17 protein-coding genes are annotated in these 16,626 nt (G+C 71.9%); 5 read left to right on the top strand and 12 right to left on the bottom strand.

Features of this window, described 5'->3' with window-relative positions; all coding sequences use genetic code 11:
* Nucleotides 1–5: 5 nt before the first annotated feature.
* The 4 genes from HII36_RS07430 to HII36_RS07415 are packed head-to-tail and all read right to left on the bottom strand — an operon-like array spanning nucleotide 6 to nucleotide 3,329.
* On the bottom strand, nucleotides 6–1,673 hold the full coding sequence (locus HII36_RS07430) for a fatty acyl-AMP ligase (protein WP_173522324.1): 1,668 nt from the start codon (nucleotides 1,671–1,673) through the stop codon (nucleotides 6–8).
* A gap of 8 nt (nucleotides 1,674–1,681) precedes the next feature.
* The gene (locus HII36_RS07425) at nucleotides 1,682–2,329 is read right to left on the bottom strand and encodes an LmbU family transcriptional regulator (RefSeq protein WP_173522323.1); all 648 of its coding nucleotides are present in this window, start codon (nucleotides 2,327–2,329) and stop codon (nucleotides 1,682–1,684) included.
* Nucleotides 2,330–2,343: 14 nt separating this feature from the next.
* Nucleotides 2,344–2,688, bottom strand: coding sequence for a hypothetical protein (locus HII36_RS07420; protein ID WP_173522322.1), 345 nt, complete (start codon nucleotides 2,686–2,688; stop codon nucleotides 2,344–2,346).
* Nucleotides 2,685–3,329: a GNAT family N-acetyltransferase gene (locus tag HII36_RS07415; RefSeq protein WP_173522321.1), complete on the bottom strand. Its 645-nt coding sequence runs from the start codon at nucleotides 3,327–3,329 to the stop codon at nucleotides 2,685–2,687. The genes HII36_RS07420 and HII36_RS07415 overlap by 4 nt, the downstream gene beginning before the upstream one ends.
* 171 nt (nucleotides 3,330–3,500) lie before the next feature.
* Between HII36_RS07415 and HII36_RS07410 the strand changes: the two genes are divergently transcribed.
* Nucleotides 3,501–4,715 (top strand): acyl-CoA dehydrogenase family protein, encoded by a 1,215-nt coding sequence (locus tag HII36_RS07410; RefSeq protein ID WP_173522320.1) that lies wholly within the window; start codon nucleotides 3,501–3,503, stop codon nucleotides 4,713–4,715.
* On the top strand, nucleotides 4,712–5,968 hold the full coding sequence (locus tag HII36_RS07405; RefSeq protein ID WP_173522319.1) for an activator-dependent family glycosyltransferase: 1,257 nt from the start codon (nucleotides 4,712–4,714) through the stop codon (nucleotides 5,966–5,968). The genes HII36_RS07410 and HII36_RS07405 overlap by 4 nt, the downstream gene beginning before the upstream one ends.
* Here the strand turns inward: HII36_RS07405 and HII36_RS07400 are convergent.
* From HII36_RS07400 to HII36_RS07380, 5 genes are read right to left on the bottom strand one after another with little or no spacing between them, the layout of a single operon-like run.
* Nucleotides 5,923–6,225 carry an acyl carrier protein gene (locus tag HII36_RS07400; RefSeq protein WP_173522318.1) on the bottom strand — a complete coding sequence of 101 codons (303 nt, stop codon included), beginning with the start codon at nucleotides 6,223–6,225 and terminating at the stop codon, nucleotides 5,923–5,925. The two genes, HII36_RS07405 and HII36_RS07400, sit on opposite strands and share 46 nt — an antisense overlap.
* Nucleotides 6,222–7,655 (bottom strand): amino acid adenylation domain-containing protein, encoded by a 1,434-nt coding sequence (locus tag HII36_RS07395; RefSeq protein WP_173522358.1) that lies wholly within the window; start codon nucleotides 7,653–7,655, stop codon nucleotides 6,222–6,224. The genes HII36_RS07400 and HII36_RS07395 overlap by 4 nt, the downstream gene beginning before the upstream one ends.
* On the bottom strand, nucleotides 7,655–8,782 hold the full coding sequence (locus tag HII36_RS07390; RefSeq protein ID WP_173522317.1) for an acyl-CoA dehydrogenase family protein: 1,128 nt from the start codon (nucleotides 8,780–8,782) through the stop codon (nucleotides 7,655–7,657). Before HII36_RS07390 ends, HII36_RS07395 begins: the two co-directional genes overlap by 1 nt.
* Nucleotides 8,783–8,786: 4 nt before the next feature.
* Nucleotides 8,787–9,830, bottom strand: coding sequence for a ketoacyl-ACP synthase III family protein (locus tag HII36_RS07385; RefSeq protein WP_173522316.1), 1,044 nt, complete (start codon nucleotides 9,828–9,830; stop codon nucleotides 8,787–8,789).
* A 10-nt stretch (nucleotides 9,831–9,840) separates the two neighbouring features.
* Entirely contained in the window at nucleotides 9,841–10,578 is a 738-nt protein-coding gene (locus HII36_RS07380) for an NAD-dependent epimerase/dehydratase family protein (RefSeq protein WP_217369272.1), read from the bottom strand.
* A 148-nt stretch (nucleotides 10,579–10,726) separates the two neighbouring features.
* Between HII36_RS07380 and HII36_RS07375 the strand changes: the two genes are divergently transcribed.
* Entirely contained in the window at nucleotides 10,727–11,926 is a 1,200-nt protein-coding gene (locus HII36_RS07375; RefSeq protein ID WP_173522314.1) for a helix-turn-helix transcriptional regulator, read from the top strand.
* Here the strand turns inward: HII36_RS07375 and rfbB are convergent.
* Both rfbB and rfbA read right to left on the bottom strand, forming a co-directional pair.
* Nucleotides 11,913–12,920 (bottom strand): dTDP-glucose 4,6-dehydratase, encoded by a 1,008-nt coding sequence (gene rfbB, locus HII36_RS07370; RefSeq protein WP_173522313.1) that lies wholly within the window; start codon nucleotides 12,918–12,920, stop codon nucleotides 11,913–11,915. The two genes, HII36_RS07375 and rfbB, sit on opposite strands and share 14 nt — an antisense overlap.
* Before the next feature lie 20 nt (nucleotides 12,921–12,940).
* The gene (rfbA, locus tag HII36_RS07365; protein WP_173522312.1) at nucleotides 12,941–13,813 is read right to left on the bottom strand and encodes a glucose-1-phosphate thymidylyltransferase RfbA; all 873 of its coding nucleotides are present in this window, start codon (nucleotides 13,811–13,813) and stop codon (nucleotides 12,941–12,943) included.
* A 136-nt stretch (nucleotides 13,814–13,949) separates the two neighbouring features.
* Between rfbA and HII36_RS07360 the strand changes: the two genes are divergently transcribed.
* Nucleotides 13,950–15,191 (top strand): activator-dependent family glycosyltransferase, encoded by a 1,242-nt coding sequence (locus tag HII36_RS07360; protein ID WP_173522311.1) that lies wholly within the window; start codon nucleotides 13,950–13,952, stop codon nucleotides 15,189–15,191.
* Between the two features lie 2 nt (nucleotides 15,192–15,193).
* Nucleotides 15,194–15,910, top strand: a complete 717-nt coding sequence (locus HII36_RS07355; protein ID WP_173522310.1) for a class I SAM-dependent DNA methyltransferase — start codon at nucleotides 15,194–15,196, stop codon at nucleotides 15,908–15,910.
* A 64-nt stretch (nucleotides 15,911–15,974) separates the two neighbouring features.
* Here HII36_RS07355 and HII36_RS07350 read toward each other — a convergent pair whose 3' ends face one another.
* On the bottom strand, nucleotides 15,975–16,568 hold the full coding sequence (locus tag HII36_RS07350) for an LmbU family transcriptional regulator (protein WP_328807621.1): 594 nt from the start codon (nucleotides 16,566–16,568) through the stop codon (nucleotides 15,975–15,977).
* Nucleotides 16,569–16,626 lie beyond the last annotated feature (58 nt).

Genomic DNA, 16,626 nt, shown 5'->3' with positions numbered 1-16,626 from the left:
GAAGGTCAGGAGCGGAAACCGCCGCGCAGGTACCTCTCGCGGCAGGCGCGTCGCCGTACCTTCCCGCTCGTGGTGCGAGGCAGGGTGCCGCGCCGGACCAGCAGCAGGTCCTGCGCGGTCAAGCCGTGATGACGGTTGATCGCCCGGCGCAGCGCGGGGACGACGCCGTCGGTCAGCCCGGGACCGCCCTCGACGAGCACCACCAGGCGCTCACCGTCGGCGGCCGGCACCGAGAAGGCGGCCACGGAGCCGGGCGCGGCCGGCGCGCAGGCCGCCCGCACCGTCGCCTCGATGTCCTCGGGATAGTGGTTGCGGCCCCTGATGATGATCAGGTCCTTCAGCCGGCCCGTCACGTAGAGGTGGTCCTGGTGCAGGAACCCCAGGTCGCCGGTGCGCAGCCAGGTGCCGTCCGGCCGGGTGACGAAGACCTCGGCCGACCGCCGCGGCCGGCGCCAGTAGCCGTCCGCCACGTTCGGGCCACGCACCCAGATCTCACCGACCTCGTCGGCCGCCCGCTCGCGCGCCCCCGCCGGGTCCATGATCCGTACGGTGATGCCCGGGTTGGGCGGGCCGCAGCTGACCACCGGCTGGGCCGCGGGGTCCTTGCCCGAGCACGGCTTGACCCGGTCCTCGCCCAGCGCGGCCCGGTCGAAGGGGTGCGCGAGCACGCCCTGGCCCAGCGGGGTGACGGTCACCGGCAGGGTGGCCTCGGCCAGCCCGTACGCGGGGGTGACGACCTCCGCGGCCAGCCCGCATTCCGCGAAGGCGGCGGCGAAGGCCCCGGTCACCTCGGCGTGGACCGGCTCGGCCGCCACCGTCAGCAGCTTCAGCCCGCTGAGGTCGAGCCCGCGCTTCTGCTCGGCGGTCACCCGGCGCACGCAGTGGGCCAGGCTGGAGGGCGGGCAGAAGGCCCAGTCGGCCCGATGGTCGGCGATGGCCCGCAGCCAGCGGGCCGGGTCCTGCACGTAGGCCAGCGGGCTGATCAGCACCGCCTGCCCGCCGCAGCTCAGCGCGCACAGCCCGCCGCAGACGAGGCCGAAGTCGTGGAAGAGCGGCAGCCACGAGACGGTGGTGGCCGGCCGGTGGTGTGCCTTGAGCTGGTCGAGCGCGGCGGTCAGGTTCGCCCGGCTGATCCGCACGCCGGAGGGCGAGCCGGTCGAGCCCGAGGTGTACTGCAGGTAGGCGGGGGCGTCCGAGGGCTCGGGCGGCCGCCACCCGGCCGCGCCCGCGGTGCCGACCGCGTCGACCTCCAGCACGGCCGGGGCGTCGCCGGGCAGCGCCTGGAGCACGGCCTCGACCGAGCGCCTGGCGGCGGTGGTGGTGAGCACGACATCCGGCGCGCAGTCGGCCAGCACGGCGCGCAGCCGCTCGTCGGTGCGCAGCGGTTCGGGCGCGTACAGCGGCACCGCGGTCAGCCCGGCGTAGCAGCAGGCCAGGAACGCCACCAGGTAGGCGGGCTCGTGCGGGCACAACACCGCGACCCGCGCGTCCGGCGCGCGGTCGCGGCGCAGGCGCGCGGCGACGGCGCGCGCCCTCTCGTCGAGTTCGGCGTAGGTCAGCGTGGTGGTGGCGGCTCGCCGCCCGCCGGCGGCCACCGCGTACGACACGTGGGTGATGGCGGGCGCGGCTCCCGAGGTCGCCGCCGCCTGCCGTACGGCATCGACAAGGTCCATGGGCACCTCTAGTCCTCTGTGAGACCGGACCCGGTACCGAGCTGCGCGAAGCGCTCGCGGCTCTCCAGCGCCGCCCGCGCGGCCTCGTCCAGGCTCGTGGAGATCCAGGCCAGCAGGTCCTGCTCGGCGCTGTCGGCGGCCTCCTGCCAGACCTTCTTCCGTCCGGCGACCACGTTCATCTGGATGTGCAGGACCTCCTGGCCGGCCCGCACCCCGAGGCGCGCGGCCTTGACGCGCCTGCGCAGCTCGTTGCGCGACCAGCCGTGCTCCTCCGCCTGGTCGAGCCAGCCGTCCTGCTGGTCCTCGGCCAGGCCCGCCACCTCCGCGTGGTGCTGGAAGCTGAGCTTGTCCCTGCGGCGCCGGTGCGCGACCCGCCTGGACACCCAGGCGTAGTTGCGCAGCGTCTGGTAGTCGAGGCCGGTCTCGGCGATCGCGCGCTTGTACCGGTCGGGGAAGTGCGCCTGCCCGTAGATCAGCCAGTCGCCCAGCCACCAGGACGAGGAGTCGGAGATCGTGAAGATCTGCCGGCCGAGCCGGCTCCACTCGCCCAGCGACATCGAATCCGGCAGGGCCAGGGCGGTCCGCCGGGTGATCCCCGGGCCCGCCACGGCCGGCCGCCGGCGCGGCTCGGGCCGGGACGGGCCGCCGTCCGTCATGTCGGATCCCCTCGTCACGTCGCCGACAGCGACGAGTCCTGCTGCGCCTGGGGCTTGGGCAGCCGGTCGTAGATGAAGTCGCCCAGGTCGGCGAAGGTCGTCCCGGTGAAGCCCGACATGTCGTCGAGCAGGGCGATGCCGTAGGTGTCCTCCAGCGCGAGGACCAGCAGGACGATCGAGAAGGAGTCGAGGTTGGTCAGGTCCGTCAGCTCGGGCAGCTCGTCCAGGTCCTTCAGCTCCGGGATGCTCTCCTCGCTCGTGGTGTTGGGCACCAGGTCGAGGTTGGAGAACAGCAGGATCTTGAGCGCCTCGCGCTCCACGTTCTCCTGGACGACGGCGCGGTCGTCGACGGCGGTCATGAGCTCGCGTTCCCTTCGCTGGTTCCGGACAGGGCCACCGGCTGCCCGAACGGTTCGAGTTCCTCGACCCGGCGCCTGGCGGCGGGGTCGAGCACGAGCCGGCGCAGCAGGGTCGGGCCGTCCTTCTCCCACTTGTGCCGGTACAGGGCGGAGATGTGCACGTCCAGGAGCTGACCCTGCTGGTGGACGAAGTCGGAGAGCGTCGCCTCCGGCACGGCCTGCAGCGTCGCGCGATGGGCCTCCAGGCTGACGCCGACGGTCCAGAAGTAGATCTTCCTGAGGTTCCACATGGCGAAGGCGTAGTTCACGATCAGCATGGTGGCCTCGGTGAGCAGGCCGTTGATCGCCTTGGCCGCGGGCGGGTCGAGGTCGCTCGCCGGCCCGCCGACAACGCTGGCCTGGACGTGCTGGGCGGCCTGGTCGAGATGGTGCAGCGAGGCGTAGCCCACGGTCCGCCCGGTGTCGCAGCGCTGCACGAGGAACTCGGCGACGGTGTCACTGGCGTGCAGCGACGTGAAGACCTCCGGCGCCGGGAGGTCGCCGACCCCGGCCTCCTGCAGGAGGCCGTAGACGCTGTGCCCCGGCTCGACCGCCGGCGGGCACAGCGCCGTCCTCCTCGTTTTGACATGAGGAAATAGCACGTTCATTCACCTCGCATTTATTGCGGCGAATAATGTCTCGCCAGCGGGACAAACGCTAGGTCCGGGCGATGTGCCGGTCAAGTTATTGCAAAAGTGGCCGAATGGCTGTCATGGTCTGAATCGCCAGGAATCCAGCCGGTTGTATTAACAAGGGAAGCGGGGTTGCCGCATATGACTCTGCGGACGGATAATTCAAGCTTTACCGCGGCGCTCGTGGAGCCGAAGACCGAGGCCGGGCGCGCGTTGCGATCGCTCATCCTGCCGCACCTGAACACCATTCGCGCGAGCGCATTCGAAAACGATCGCCGCGGTGCTTTTCCCGGGGAAATCTTCGCGGCCCTCCGCAAGGACGGCGTGCTCGGCGCCACCGTACCAGCGGACCTCGGCGGGCTGGGCGTGGAGTGCATGCACGACGTCGCGTTCGCGCTGCGTCTGGTGGCCGAGGCCGACGCGTCCACGGCGCTGGCGCTGCACATGCAGCTCAGCCGCGGCCTGACGCTCGGCTACGAGTGGCGGCGCGGGCCCGCGGTCGCCAGGGCGCTCAGCGAACGGCTGCTGCGCGCGATGGCGGCCGGCGAGGCCGTGGTCCCGACCGGGGTCAAGGACATCCCCAAGGGCGGCGTCGTCACCGAGCTGCGCCGCGCCGGCACCGGCGGCTGGCTGCTCACGGGCGGCAAGACCCTGGTCAGCCTGTCGCCCGCGGCCACCCACTTCGCGGTGTACGCCAAGGCGCACGTGCCGGACGGCCCGGCGCGGTCGGCGATGGCGGTGCTCACCCGCGACCGGCCCGGCCTGACCGTGCTGGACAACTGGGACGGGCTGGGCATGCGCGCCTCGGGCACCGTCGACCTGCTCTTCGACGACTGCGCGATCCCCGAGGAGGACGTCATCCTGCGCGGCGTGCACGGCGCCCAGGACAACGCCATGCTGGCCGGCCAGACGGTCAGCTCCGTCACCATGCTCGGCATCTACTACGGCATCGCGCACGCGGCCCGCGACATCGCGGTCGACACGCTGCTGAAGCGCGGCAGCGCCAAGCCCGCGGCCAGGACCCTGGTGGCGGAGATCGACGTGAAGCTGCACACCCTGCGGTCGAGCGTCGGCGCCGCGCTGGCGGTGGCCGACGAGCTCGCCTACCGCGAGACGGCCGACCCAGGCGAGCGCGGGCTGGCCATGATGACGCCGTTCCAGGCGGCCAAGCTCGCGGTCAACCGGCTCGCGCCCGAGGTGGTCAACGAGGCCATGTTCCTGGTGGGCGGCGCCTCCTACACCGGCGCCCACCCGCTGTCGCGTCTCTACCGCGACGTGCGGGCCGGCGCGTTCATGCACCCCTTCACCTACGTGGACGCCGTCGACTACCTCAGCGGCCTGGTGCTGCCCTCATGAAGGTGCTGCTGGCGACCTACGCCGAACGCGCCCACTTCCTCGGCATGGTGCCGCTGGCGTGGGCGCTGCAGAACGCCGGCCACGAGGTGCGGGTGGCCAGCCAGCCCGAGCTCACCGACGTCATCACCGCGACCGGGCTGACGGCCGTCCCGGTGGGCAAGAACCACATCCTGCACCAGCTCAGCAAGCGGCCGGAGGCGTGGGGTGAGAAACCGCCGCCCGCCTTCGACTTCGCCGAGCTCCGGCCGGAGAAGCTGACCTGGGAGTACCTGGGCAACGGGTACGGCGAGCAGTTCGTCCCGTGGTGGTGCCGGGTGGTCAACGACCCGATGATCAGGGAGCTGACCGAGTTCGCGCTGTCGTGGCGTCCCGACCTGGTGGTGTGGGAGGCGGTCACCTACGCGGGCCCGATCGCGGCCAAGGCGTGCGGCGCGGCGCACGTGCGCGTCCTGTGGAGCCTCGACCTGTTCGCCCGCCTCCGCGCCGCCTACCTGGACCTGGTGCGGGAGCGGCCGGGCGAGCGCCACGACGCCCTGGCCGGCTGGATCGAGGCCAGGGGAGCGCGGTTCGGCGTGCGCTTCTCCGAGGACATGGCGGCCGGGCAGGCCACCGTCGACTGCATGCCGGCCTCGATCCGGCTGGCCGGGACCGGTCAGCGGTACCTGCCCATGCGCTACCGGCCCTACAACGGGCGCGCGGTCGTCCAGGACTGGATGTGGACGCCGCCCGAGCGGCCGCGCGTGTGCCTGACGCTCGGCACGTCGGCCACCGAGCGGCTCACCGGCTACAGCGTGTCGGTCCAGGAGCTGCTGGACGCGCTGGCGGACCTGGACGTCGAGCTGGTGGCCACGATCCCGGAGAAGGAGCAGGCCGGGCTGCGCGAGGTCCCGGACAACGCGAGGATCGTGCCGTTCGTGCCGTTGAACGCGCTGCTGCCCAGTTGCTCCGCCGTGGTCAACCACGGCGGAGCGGGCACGTTCCTCACCTCGCTCGTGCACGGGGTGCCGCAGCTCGTCGTGCCGTACATGTTCGACGACGGACTACGCGCCGAGCGCCTGGCCGAGCTGGGCGCGGGCCTGGTGCGCGAGGGCGCGCTGGTGAGCGCGGCGAGCGTGCGGGCCGACCTGGTGCGCCTGCTCACCGACGATTCGTTCGGCCGGGCGGCGGCCGGGCTCCAGGAGGAGGCGGCCGCCATGGCCACGCCGCGTCAGCTGGTGGCCGAGCTGGAACGGCTCGTGGCCGAGCGGGGATAGGCGGACCTGGCGCAGATCATCGCCGCGATGCCGCGCACGGTGGCGAAGTCGCGCGCGGCGATGGTCTCCAGGTCCACGTCGTCGCCCCAGCGCTCGTTGAGGAAGGTGAGCAGGACCGCCGAGTTGATGGAGTCGAGCACCCCCCACTCCAGCAGGGGCGAGGTCTCCTCCAGCTCGCCCCCCGGATCGCCGTCCAGGAAACGGGTCCTGACGAACGTCATCAGCTCGGCGGTCACGTTCTCTTCACTCGGGCTCATGGCAGCAGCTCTCCTAGCGCTCTTCTGTCGATCTTCCCGTTGGCGGTTCTGGGCAGCGCGGTGACCATCACGAACGAGTCGGCGATCAGGTACGGCGGCAGCCGCCCGGCGCTGTGCCGCTTCAGCGCGAGCACGCCGGGACGCGTGCCCTGCTCCGGCACCACGAAGGCGACCAGGCGGCGGCCCAGCCCGTCGCCCACGGCGCCGACCGCCACCTCGGCCACCTCGGGATGCGTGGCGAGCACGGCCTCCACCTCGCCCGGCTCGATCCGGTGCCCGCGCACCTTGACCAGGTCGTCGACCCGGCCGACGAACTCGAAGCCGCCGTCGGTCCGCACCGCGGCGAGGTCGCCGGTGCGGTAGGGGCCCTGGTGCGGCTCGCGTCCCCAGTAGCCGCGCATGACCGTGGGGCCGGACACGCACAGCTCCCCCTCCTCGCCAGGCCCGGCCCGGCGGCCGTCGGGGCGTTCGGCCCAGACCTGGTCGCCGCAGCACGGCCGGCCGATCGGGACCGGCCGCTCCCGCTCCAGGTCCGCCCGGGTGACCTCGTGCGCGGTGCAGACGTTGGTCTCGGTGGGGCCGTAGAGGTTGAGCAGCCTGGCCGTGGTCCAGCGCGCCAGGTCCCTGACGTACCCGATGGGGAAGCTCTCCCCGGCGAACAGCACCGCGCGCAGCCCGGCCGGCGCGGGCCGGTCGAGCAGGCCGCCGTCCCTGATCATCAGCATGAGCGCGGACGGCACCGAATACCACACGCTGATCCGCCGGCGCCAGAGGAAGTCCACCAGCGCCGTGGGGGCGTACGCGAGCCCGGCGGGGACGGGGCAGACCGTCGCGCCGCCGGCGAAGGCGGCGTAGAGGTCGAGCACCGACAGGTCGAAGGTGAGCGGCGCGTGGTTGGCGAACCTGTCGCCCGGGTGCGCGCCCAGTTCCCCGGCCGCCCAGTCCACGAACGCGCACGCGCCGCGGTGGGTGATGCTCACGCCCTTGGGCGTCCCGGTGGAGCCCGAGGTGTAGAGGATGTAGGCCAGGTCGCCTGGGCCGGTCGGCGGTTCGGGGCGCGAGACGCCACCGGCGACGGCGGTGGCCGGGTCGATACGGGGCAGGCCGGAGATCTCCTTGCCGGTGCAGATCGCCGCGGCCGCGCAGTCGCGGGCGATCGCCTCGACGCGGGCCAGGGGCGCCGAGGCGCCGGCCGGCACGTAGGCGGCGCCCGCTCGCAGCACGGCCTGCGTGGCCACGATGGCCTCCGCCGACGTCTCCGACCAGATGACGACGCGGTCGCCGGCCCGCACCCCGGCCTGGGCCAGCAGGCCGGCCAGCGCGTTCGCCCGCTGGTCGAGCTCGCCGTAGGTGAGCGGCGGGCCCGGGCCGTCGACGGCCACGGCCCGCGGGTCGCGCGCCGCCGCCTCGATCGCGTAGCGGTGCAGCATCACAGTCCGAGTCCTCTCGCGATGAGCTCCTTCTGCATGTCCGTCGTCCCGGAGAAGATCGTGCTGGGTACGGCGTCGCGCAGGTGCTCCTCGATCCCGCCGTCACGCAGGTACCCGGCGGCGCCGAACAGCTGGACGGCGTCGAGCGCGTTGGCCACGGCGGCCTCGGAGACCGCCACCTTGGCCAGCGCGGCCGCCCGCCCGGCCGCCTCGCTCGCCTGGTCGAGCTGCCAGCAGGCGCGGTAGAGCAGCAGCCGGGCGCTCTCCAGGCGCAGCTTCATGCCCGCGAGCCGGTGGGAGACGGCCTGGAAACCGCCGATGTTCCTGCCGAACTGGCGGCGTCGCCCGGCGTGCCCCACGCACCGGTCGAGCTGGCGTTCCATGACCCCCAGGTAGATGGCGGGCAGGCAGGCGCGTTCCCACGCCATCGACCGCCTGAACACCGCGGCGCCTGAACCTTCCGCACCCAGCCGGTACCTGGCCGGGACCCGGCAGCCGGTGAAGCGGACCCGGGCGGCGTGGCAGCCGTCCAGGCCCATCTTGGGCAGCGCCGGGCCCACCGCCACGCCGGGCAGGTCGTGCGGCACGGCGAAGGCGGTGATGCCCAGGAAGCCGGCCGCCGGGTCCGTGACCGCGTACGTGACGAACACCCCGGCGACGGGGGCGTTGCTCACGAACGACTTTTCCCCGTCGAGCACGTACACCTCGCCGTCGCGGCGGGCGCGCGTCGCCAGCGCCCCGGTGTCGGAGCCCGCGCCGTCCTCCGTCATCGCGTTCGCCGCGATCAGGTCTCCCGCCGCCAGGCCGCGCAGCAGCTCGCCGCGCACCTGCGCGCCCGCGTGCTCGCGCACGGGCACGCCGCAGGCCAGCAGGTGGGCGGCGACGGCGAAGGCCAGGCCGGTGTCGGCGCCGCCCATCGTGTACGCCTCCAGCTCCAGCGCCGTGTCGAGCGCGCCCAGCCCGCCGCCGCCGTGCTCGGCGGGCAGGCAGGCGCCGGTCAGCCCGAGCGCGGCGGCCCGCAGCCACCCGGCCCGATCGAAGCAGGACGGTGATTCGTTCGGAGGATGTGCGGCCGCGAGGATCTCCGCCCGCCGGTCGCGTTGCCGCGCGGACAGCGCGAAATCCATGCCCTCACCCCGCCATCGGACGGGCGGCCAGGATCTTCACGACGGCGCACGAGATCGTGATGCCCGGGCCGATGCCGCCCATCAGCACGTGGTCGCCAGGACCGACCTGCCCGCTGCGCACCAGGTGGTCCAGCGCGACCAGATGGTCACTGGCGCCCAGGTGCCCGATGGTCCTGGCGTGGTCCCAGGTCGACCGGGACATCGGCAGCCCGAGCAGCGACATCCACCGGTGCTCGACCGCCTCGGGCGACAGGTTCGTGAACGCCGTCCTGGTGACGTCCGAGCCCCTGATGCCGGCTTCGCGCAGCGTCTTGGCCAGCACCGCCGCCGACCGCTGCTGGACGGTGACCCACGAGAACGCGACCTCCTCGTCGGCCTCGCACAGTCGGACGAACTCCTTGGTCCGCGCGTCGAAGTCGACGGGTTCGCCGGTGGTCGCGCTGGGCGGGAACAACTCCTCGCCGCACCGGTGCAGCACCTCCGCCTCGGGGACGGACAGGGAGTTGACCGCGAGCACCTCGGCGAAGCCGCCGTCCCGGCTGAGGACCACCGCGGACGCGCCGTCGCCGAGCAGGAAGTCGGGGCCCGCCCGCCAGCGGTCGATCCTGGGCGTGCCGAAGTTGTCCGCCGCCACGATCAGCGCGTGCCGGCCCGGCGCCTCGGCCGGGAGGAAGCCCCCGGCCAGCTGCAGGGCCGCGAGCACGCCGTTGCAGCCCTGCCGCAGCTCGACCGCCAGCCCCTTGCCGCCGACCAGGTGATGTTGCAGGTAGTAGTGGGGGGACCAGCCGTCGGGCCCCTGGTGCCAGACGTCGCAGTAGAGCAGCAGGCCGGTGTCGCCCGGCTCCAGCCCGCTCTCGGCGAACGCCTGTCTCGCCGCGGTGAGCGCCATTTCCGGCGCGGGCACGCCGTCGGCCACCGCCACGCCCAGCAGGCCGCCGCCGCGCAGCCGGTCCGGCGGGCACCGGCCGTCGGCCACCGCGCTCTCGACGCCGACCGGCTCGCCGACGTAGGCGGCCAGGCCCGCCATGAAGATTCCCTGCGTGCGCATGATCAGCCTCTCAGACGCGGTGACCGGCTGCTTCGAGGTAGCGGTCGAGTACGGTCCGGTAGTAGTCGGGGCCGAAGTCCATCTCGGTGACGGCGGGCACCAGCCGCCTGAGCTTGTCGGTGGAGATCCAGTGCGCGGTGCCCTCGTCGATCACGACGCGTTCCACGGACACGCCGAGCCGCTTCTCCAGGTGGTCGATGACCAGGCCGATCGGTACCGACTGGCCGGTGGCCATGTTGAGCACCTCGCGCTCGACCCCGGCCGCGAGGATCTTGTCCAGCATGCTCACCCAGTCGCCGACGTGGATGAGGTCCCGCCTGGCGCTGCGGTAGAGGGTCACCGACCCGGTGGCGATCTGGTCCATGAGCGCGGGGATCAGGCGGTTGCCCGGCCCGCCGGGGCCCACCACGTAGCACAGCCGCAGGATGAGGTGGCGGACGCCGGAATCCATGATCAACCGTTCGAGGCTGTGCTTGTGCACGCCGTACGGTGTCACCGGGTCGACCCGCTCGTCCTCGACGCCGCGGCAGCCGGGGGCGCCGTACATGCTCATCGACGCCGTGGAGAAAAAGACGAACACGCGCCCGGTGTCGGCGCACCGCCGCAAATTCTCCAGGACCAGCGAGGTCTCGCGTTCGTAGTCCGTCTCGGAATTCTTCCAGAGAGAGACTCCGGCGGCGAATATCAGGTGCTCGGGGTGAGTGTCGGCAATTGGCCGCAGATGGCGCGCGAGAAATCCGTTGCCCACGATCTCCATGGTCGGGACCTGCTTTCGCGTTCGACAAACGAGGTGTCCCGCCAGCGAGACATCCACTTTTAACGCGATGGTGCCCGAAATGGCGGAACGGATCAACTCATCGTGTATCCGGGGAAATTCGCTGGCATTGTGACCAGTTATGATGGTGGATCGAGAAAAGCAACTCGCCGTCTTGCGCAAGCGCCTGGCCGAATGCGCCGGCGGGGTGGGCGGCGCCCTGACGGTCACGGGTCCCGTCGCCTGTGGCAAGACCGCGCTGCTCCGGGCGGCCGAGGCGCCCGCCCGCTCGCTCGGGTTCGAGGTGCGGGCCGCGCGGGCCGCCGACGCGGGGCGCAGGGAGCCGCTGGGCCTGCTGCGCCGCCTGTTCATGGCCGAGCGGCTGCCTGCCGACCTGCCGCACGGGGGCGCCCCGTGGGTGCGGATGATGAACACGATCTGGGCCGGGGCGGTCACCGCCCGGCCCCTGTTGCTCAGCGTGGACGACGCCGACGAGGCCGACGAGGCGTCGCTGCGCTGCCTGGACTACTTCGTCCGGCGGGCCCGTTCCGCCCCGGTGCTGGTGATGGTGAGCGAGCGGTCGCGGGCCGGGCGGGCGGTCCGTCCGGTCCGGCCCTGCCACGAGGTCGTCGTCGGCCCGGTCGGCGCCGACGGGGTCACCGAGATGGCCCGCCGGCGCCTGAGCCCGCGCGCGGCCGAGCGGCTGGGGCCCGGGCTGCACCGGCTGAGCGGCGGCAACCCGCTGCTGGTCCGGGCGCTCCTGGCCGACCTCGACGGCTACGCGGACACGCTCGAACAGGCCGTCGGCCACCACTACCGGCAGGCCGTGGTGGCCCTGCTGCGCCGGGCCGGCGGCGCCGAGCTGCAGGTGGCCAGATGCCTGGCGGTCCTGGGCGACCAGGGCTTCCCCGAACTGCTGGAACGCATGCCCGGCCTCGACGGCCGCGCCGTGGACGCGGCCGTCACCGCGCTCGGCGCCGCCGGGCTGCTGCTCGACGGCCGGTTCCGGCACCCGGCCGCCCGCCTGGCGGTCATCGCCGACACCGGCCAGCGCGACCGGGAGGAGCTGCATCGGCGCGCGGCCGAGCTCGCGCACGGCGTGGCCTGGGCGCTGTCCAGGGAACTGTCGCGGGAGCTGAGCGACGCCGAGCAGCGGGTCGCCACGCTGGCCGCGCACGGCTACCGCAACCGGGAGATCGCCAAGCGGCTGAGCATCACGGTGAGCACCGTGGAGCAGCACCTGACCAAGATCTACCGCAAGCTCAACATCGACGGCCGGGCCAGCCTGCGCCGCGCCGTGCCGCCGCAGGCCCGCACCCCCGACCTGGTCAGTCCTGGCTGACCTCCCAGGTGACGGGGAACGGCTCCTTCTTCAGCGGCTCCCACCAGTCGCGGTTGCCGGCGTACCAGCGCGCGGTCTCCGACAACCCGCGCTCGAAGGGCACTTGCGGCGCGTATCCGAGCTCCCGCTCGATCTTGCGGCTGTCCAGGGAGTACCTGCGGTCGTGGCCCTTGCGGTCGCGGACGAACCTGATCATCGACCGGTCCGCCCCGGCGATGTCCAGCAACATCGTGGTCAGTTCGAGGTTGGGCAGCTCGGTGTCGCTGCCGATGTTGTAGACCTCTCCCGGGCGCCCGCCGGTGGCGACCAGGGCGATGCCGCGGCAGTGGTCGTCGACGTGCACCCACTCCCGCACGTGGAGCCCGTCGCCGTAGACGGGGACGGGCTCGCCGTCCAGGAGGTTGGTGATGAACAGCGGGATCACCTTCTCGGGGAACTGGAAGGGCCCGTAGTTGTTGGAGCACCTGGTGATGCTGACGGGGAAGCCGTAGGTGTGGCAGAAGGCGCGGGCGAGCAGGTCCGACGCCGCCTTGGAGGCCGAGTAGGGCGAGTTGGGCTGCAGCGGATCGCTCTCCACCCACGAGCCCTCGGCGATCGAGCCGTAGACCTCGTCGGTGGACACCAGCACGAACCGCGCCACGCCGTTCCGGTGCGCGGCCTCCAGCAGGGTCTGGGTGCCGACCACGTTCGTGGTGACGAAGTCCACCCCGCTGCTGATCGACCTGTCGACGTGGGTCTCGGCGGCGAAGTGCACCACCAGCGAGACGCCCGGCATCAGCTCGGCCAGCAGGCCCTCGTCGCAGACGTCCCCGCGCACGAAGGTGAATCCTGGATGGCCGGCCACGGCGGCCAGGCTCTCCGTCGTGCCCGCGTAGGTCAGCTTGTCCAGGACGGTGACCTCGGCGCCCGCCAGCCCGGGATAGTCGCCGTTCAGCAGCCGCCGCACGAAGTTCGATCCGATGAAGCCGGCGCCGCCGGTTACCAGAATGCGCATGTGACCCGCTCTCCAGGTGATCAGGCCAGGGCCTGGGCGATTTCCATGACGTATTGGCCGTAGGTCGAGTTCTTCATCTCGATGCCGCGGCCGTAGCAGGCTTCGACGTCGATGTAGCCGAGGCGCAGCGCGATCTCCTCCAGGCAGGCCACCCGCACGCCCTGGCGGTGCTCCATGATCTGGACGTACTGGCTGGCGTCGAGCAGGGACTGGTGCGTGCCCGCGTCGAGCCAGGTGAATCCCCGGCCGAGCTCGATCAGCCGGGCCCTGCCCTGCGCCAGATAGGCCCGGTTGACGTCGGTGATCTCCAGCTCGCCGCGCGCGGACGGGCGGATGTTCTTGGCGATGTCCACCACGTCGGCGTCGTAGAAGTAGAGCCCGGTGATCGCGTTGTCGGAGCGCGGGCGCAGCGGCTTCTCCTCCAGCGAGACGACCCGGCCGTCCTGGTCGAGTTCGGCGATGCCGTACCGCTGCGGGTCCTTGACCGGGTAGCCGAACAGGACGCAGCCGTCGAGCGTGGCCCGCGCGGTGCGCAGCACCTCGGGGAAGCCGGCCCCGTGGAACAGGTTGTCGCCCAGGATCAGCGCGGACGGCCCGCCCGCCACGTGGTCGGCGCCGACGACGAAGGCGTCGGCGATGCCGCGCGGCTCGTCCTGCTCGGCGTAGGTGAGGTTGAGCCCGAACTGCGCGCCGTCGCCGAGCAGCGCGGCCATGGCCGGGATCGCGCTCGGCGTGGAGATGATCAGGATGTCCCTGATTCCGGCCAGCATGAGCACCGAGAGCGGATAGTAGATCATCGGCTTGTCGTAAATGGGCAGCAATTGCTTGGAGGTGGTCAGAGTCAGCGGATATAGTCTCGAGCCCGATCCTCCGGCGAGAACAATGCCTTTCATGGCGCCCTCCTTATTTCGGCTGGAAGCCTACTTCCGCGTCGTCGGCAGGTGACAACCCCTAGGTCGGTAGGGGTTGGACCGGCCGTGACGGCCGATGCTACGGTCCGACGACAAATTGCTTTCCGAAAGGCGGGCGATGCGCATTCTGTTCGCGACCTACGCGGAGAAATCACATTTCCATGTCATGGTGCCGCTCGCCTGGGCGCTGCACAATGCCGGCCACGAGGTCCGGGTGGCGAGCCAGCCCGAACTCACGGAGACCATCACCCGCGCGGGCCTGACCGCGGTCCCGGTCGGCAAGAACCACAGTTTCTGGCGGGCCAACCGGGTCTATTCGTTCTTCGACCCCCGGGAAGAGAGCCAGCTCTACGACATGACCGAGCCGGACGAGACGAAACTGTCCTGGGAGGTCATGTCCACCGGCTACTCGTGGTTCGTGCGCTGGTGGTGCTGGCTGGTCAACGACGGCCTGGTCGAGGAGCTGACCGACTACTGCCGGCAGTGGCGGCCCGACCTGGTGATCTGGGAGCCCATCACGTACGCGGCCCCCATCGCCGCGACGGCGTCGGGCGCGGCCCACGGCCGCATGATGTGGTGTCTCGACCTGTTCGGCCGCATGCGCTTCCGCTTCACCAGGGCCATGCTCGCCCAGCCGCCGGCGGATCGGAAGGACCCGCTGGTCGCCTGGCTGCGCAGCCGGGCCGCCCGGGTGGGGGTGGACTACTCCGACGACATGACCACCGGCCAGTTCACCATCGACCACACCCCGCCGTCGTTCCAGCTCGGGCTCGACCTGCCCTACGTCCCGCTGCGCTACGTGCCGTACAACGACGTGGCGGTGGTGCCTGACTGGCTGCGCGCCCCGCCGTCCCGTCCGCGGGTCTGTCTCACGCTGGGCATGACAGCGACGGAACGCCTCGACGGCTACAACGTCTCGGTCCAGGACCTGCTGGACTCCCTGGCCGACCTGGACATCGAGCTGGTGGCCACGATCTCGCCGGCGCAGCGCGAGCGCGTGCGGCGGGTGCCGCCGAACACCCGCGTGGTGCCGTTCGTGCCGTTGAAGGAGCTGGTTCCCAGCTGCGCCGCGGTCATCAACCACGGCGGGAACGGAACGTTCTACACGACCCTGGCCGCCGGGGTGCCGCAACTGGTCCTGCCGACGCTGTTCGACGAGCCGGTCCGCGCCGAACTGCTGGCCGAGCAGGGGGCGGGCCTGATGATGCGCCCGTCCGAGGTGACCGGCGCGGGGGTGCGCGACAACCTGCTGCGCCTGCTCGGCGAGCCGTCCCTGGGCGCGAACGCGCGCCGGCTGCGCGCCGAGATCGCCGCGATGCCGACCCCGCACCAGGTCGCCCACCGTCTGACAGGAGGATGACGATGTACGGAGCCGATCTCGCCGACGTCTACGACGCGATCTACCGAGGCCGGGGCAAGGACTACCGGGCCGAGGCCGCCCGGGTGGCCGAGCTGATCAGGCAGCGCCGCCCGGACGCCGCGAGCCTGCTCGACGTCGCCTGCGGGACGGGCACCCACCTGGCCTTCTTCGGCGAAGAGTTCGGGCACGTGGCAGGGCTGGAGCTGTCGGCGGACATGCTGGCGGTCGCCCGCGACCGGCTGCCGGACGTCGAGCTGCACCAGGGCGATATGCGCGACTTCCGCCTGGACGCCACGTTCGACGCGGTGACCTGCCTGTTCAGCTCGATCGCCTACATGGAGACCGAGGACGAGCTGACGGCCGCGCTCGGCCGCATGGCCGCCCACCTGTCGCCGGGCGGGGTGCTGATCGTCGAACCGTGGTGGTTCCCCGAGGACTTCATCGACGGCTACGTCGCCGGCCACGTGGTCACCGTCGACGGCCGGACGATCGCCCGCGTCTCGCGCACGGTCCGCGACGGGGGCAGGAGCGTGATGGACGCGCACTACGTGGTGGCCTCCGCCGACTCCGGCGTCAGGCACTTCACCGTGAACCACGCCAACACGCTGTTCCCGAGGAAGGTCTACGAGGCGGCCTTCGAACGGGCCGGGCTCGAGGTGGACCACCTCGAAGGCGGGCTGTCCGGGCGCGGGCTGTTCAGAGGCGTGCGCACGGGCTGAGAGCGGCGGATCCGAGCGCGACGGAGCCGGCGTGACCGCCCCCTGGCGGTCACGCCGGCTCCACTCAGTTCTTCACGGTGTCGTTCTCGGGCCGGTACTCGCCGATGACGTCCTGGGCGATGCTCTCCAAGCCGTCGACCATCCAGTTGACCAGGTCCCGGTTCTGCATGCGGGCGGCCAGCTTCCACCGCTCCAGCTGCTCCGGGCTGGAGGTGAGACGCACGTTCACGTCCACGGTGTGATCGCGTTGCGACGCGTCCGCCCGCAACGTCTTGTCAGGTCCGGTGGCGCCGCGCAGCTCCCTGCGCAGCCGGTTCCTCGACCAGGCGTGGCGCTCGGCACGCAGGAGCCACAGGTCCTGGTCGGCCGGGCTCAGCGCGGCCACCTCCGCGTGGTGGGCGAAACTCAGCTTGTCCCTGCGCCTGCCCAGGCTGAACCGCCGGGCCACCCAGGCGTAGTTGCGCAGTGTCTGGTAGTCGAGCGAGGTCTGTTCGATGGCCATCCGGTACCGGTCGGCGTACTCCTTCTCTCCGTAGATCAACCAGTCGCCCAGCCACCACGCGGAGGAATCGGTGATCAGCGAGATCTGCTTGCCGATGCGCTCCCAGATGGAGTAGGCGAGGCTGTTGGGGAACTGCAGGCCGGTACGCCGGGTCACGACGGACCTGTCCAGTCCCAGCCGTTGGGAACCCTCATTCTGTTCTTGCTTCGTGAGA

Source organism: Nonomuraea antri (assembly GCF_013283785.1).
Taxonomy (GTDB): Bacteria; Actinomycetota; Actinomycetes; order Streptosporangiales; family Streptosporangiaceae; genus Nonomuraea; species Nonomuraea antri.
This window is presented reverse-complemented; position numbering and strand designations above follow the sequence as displayed.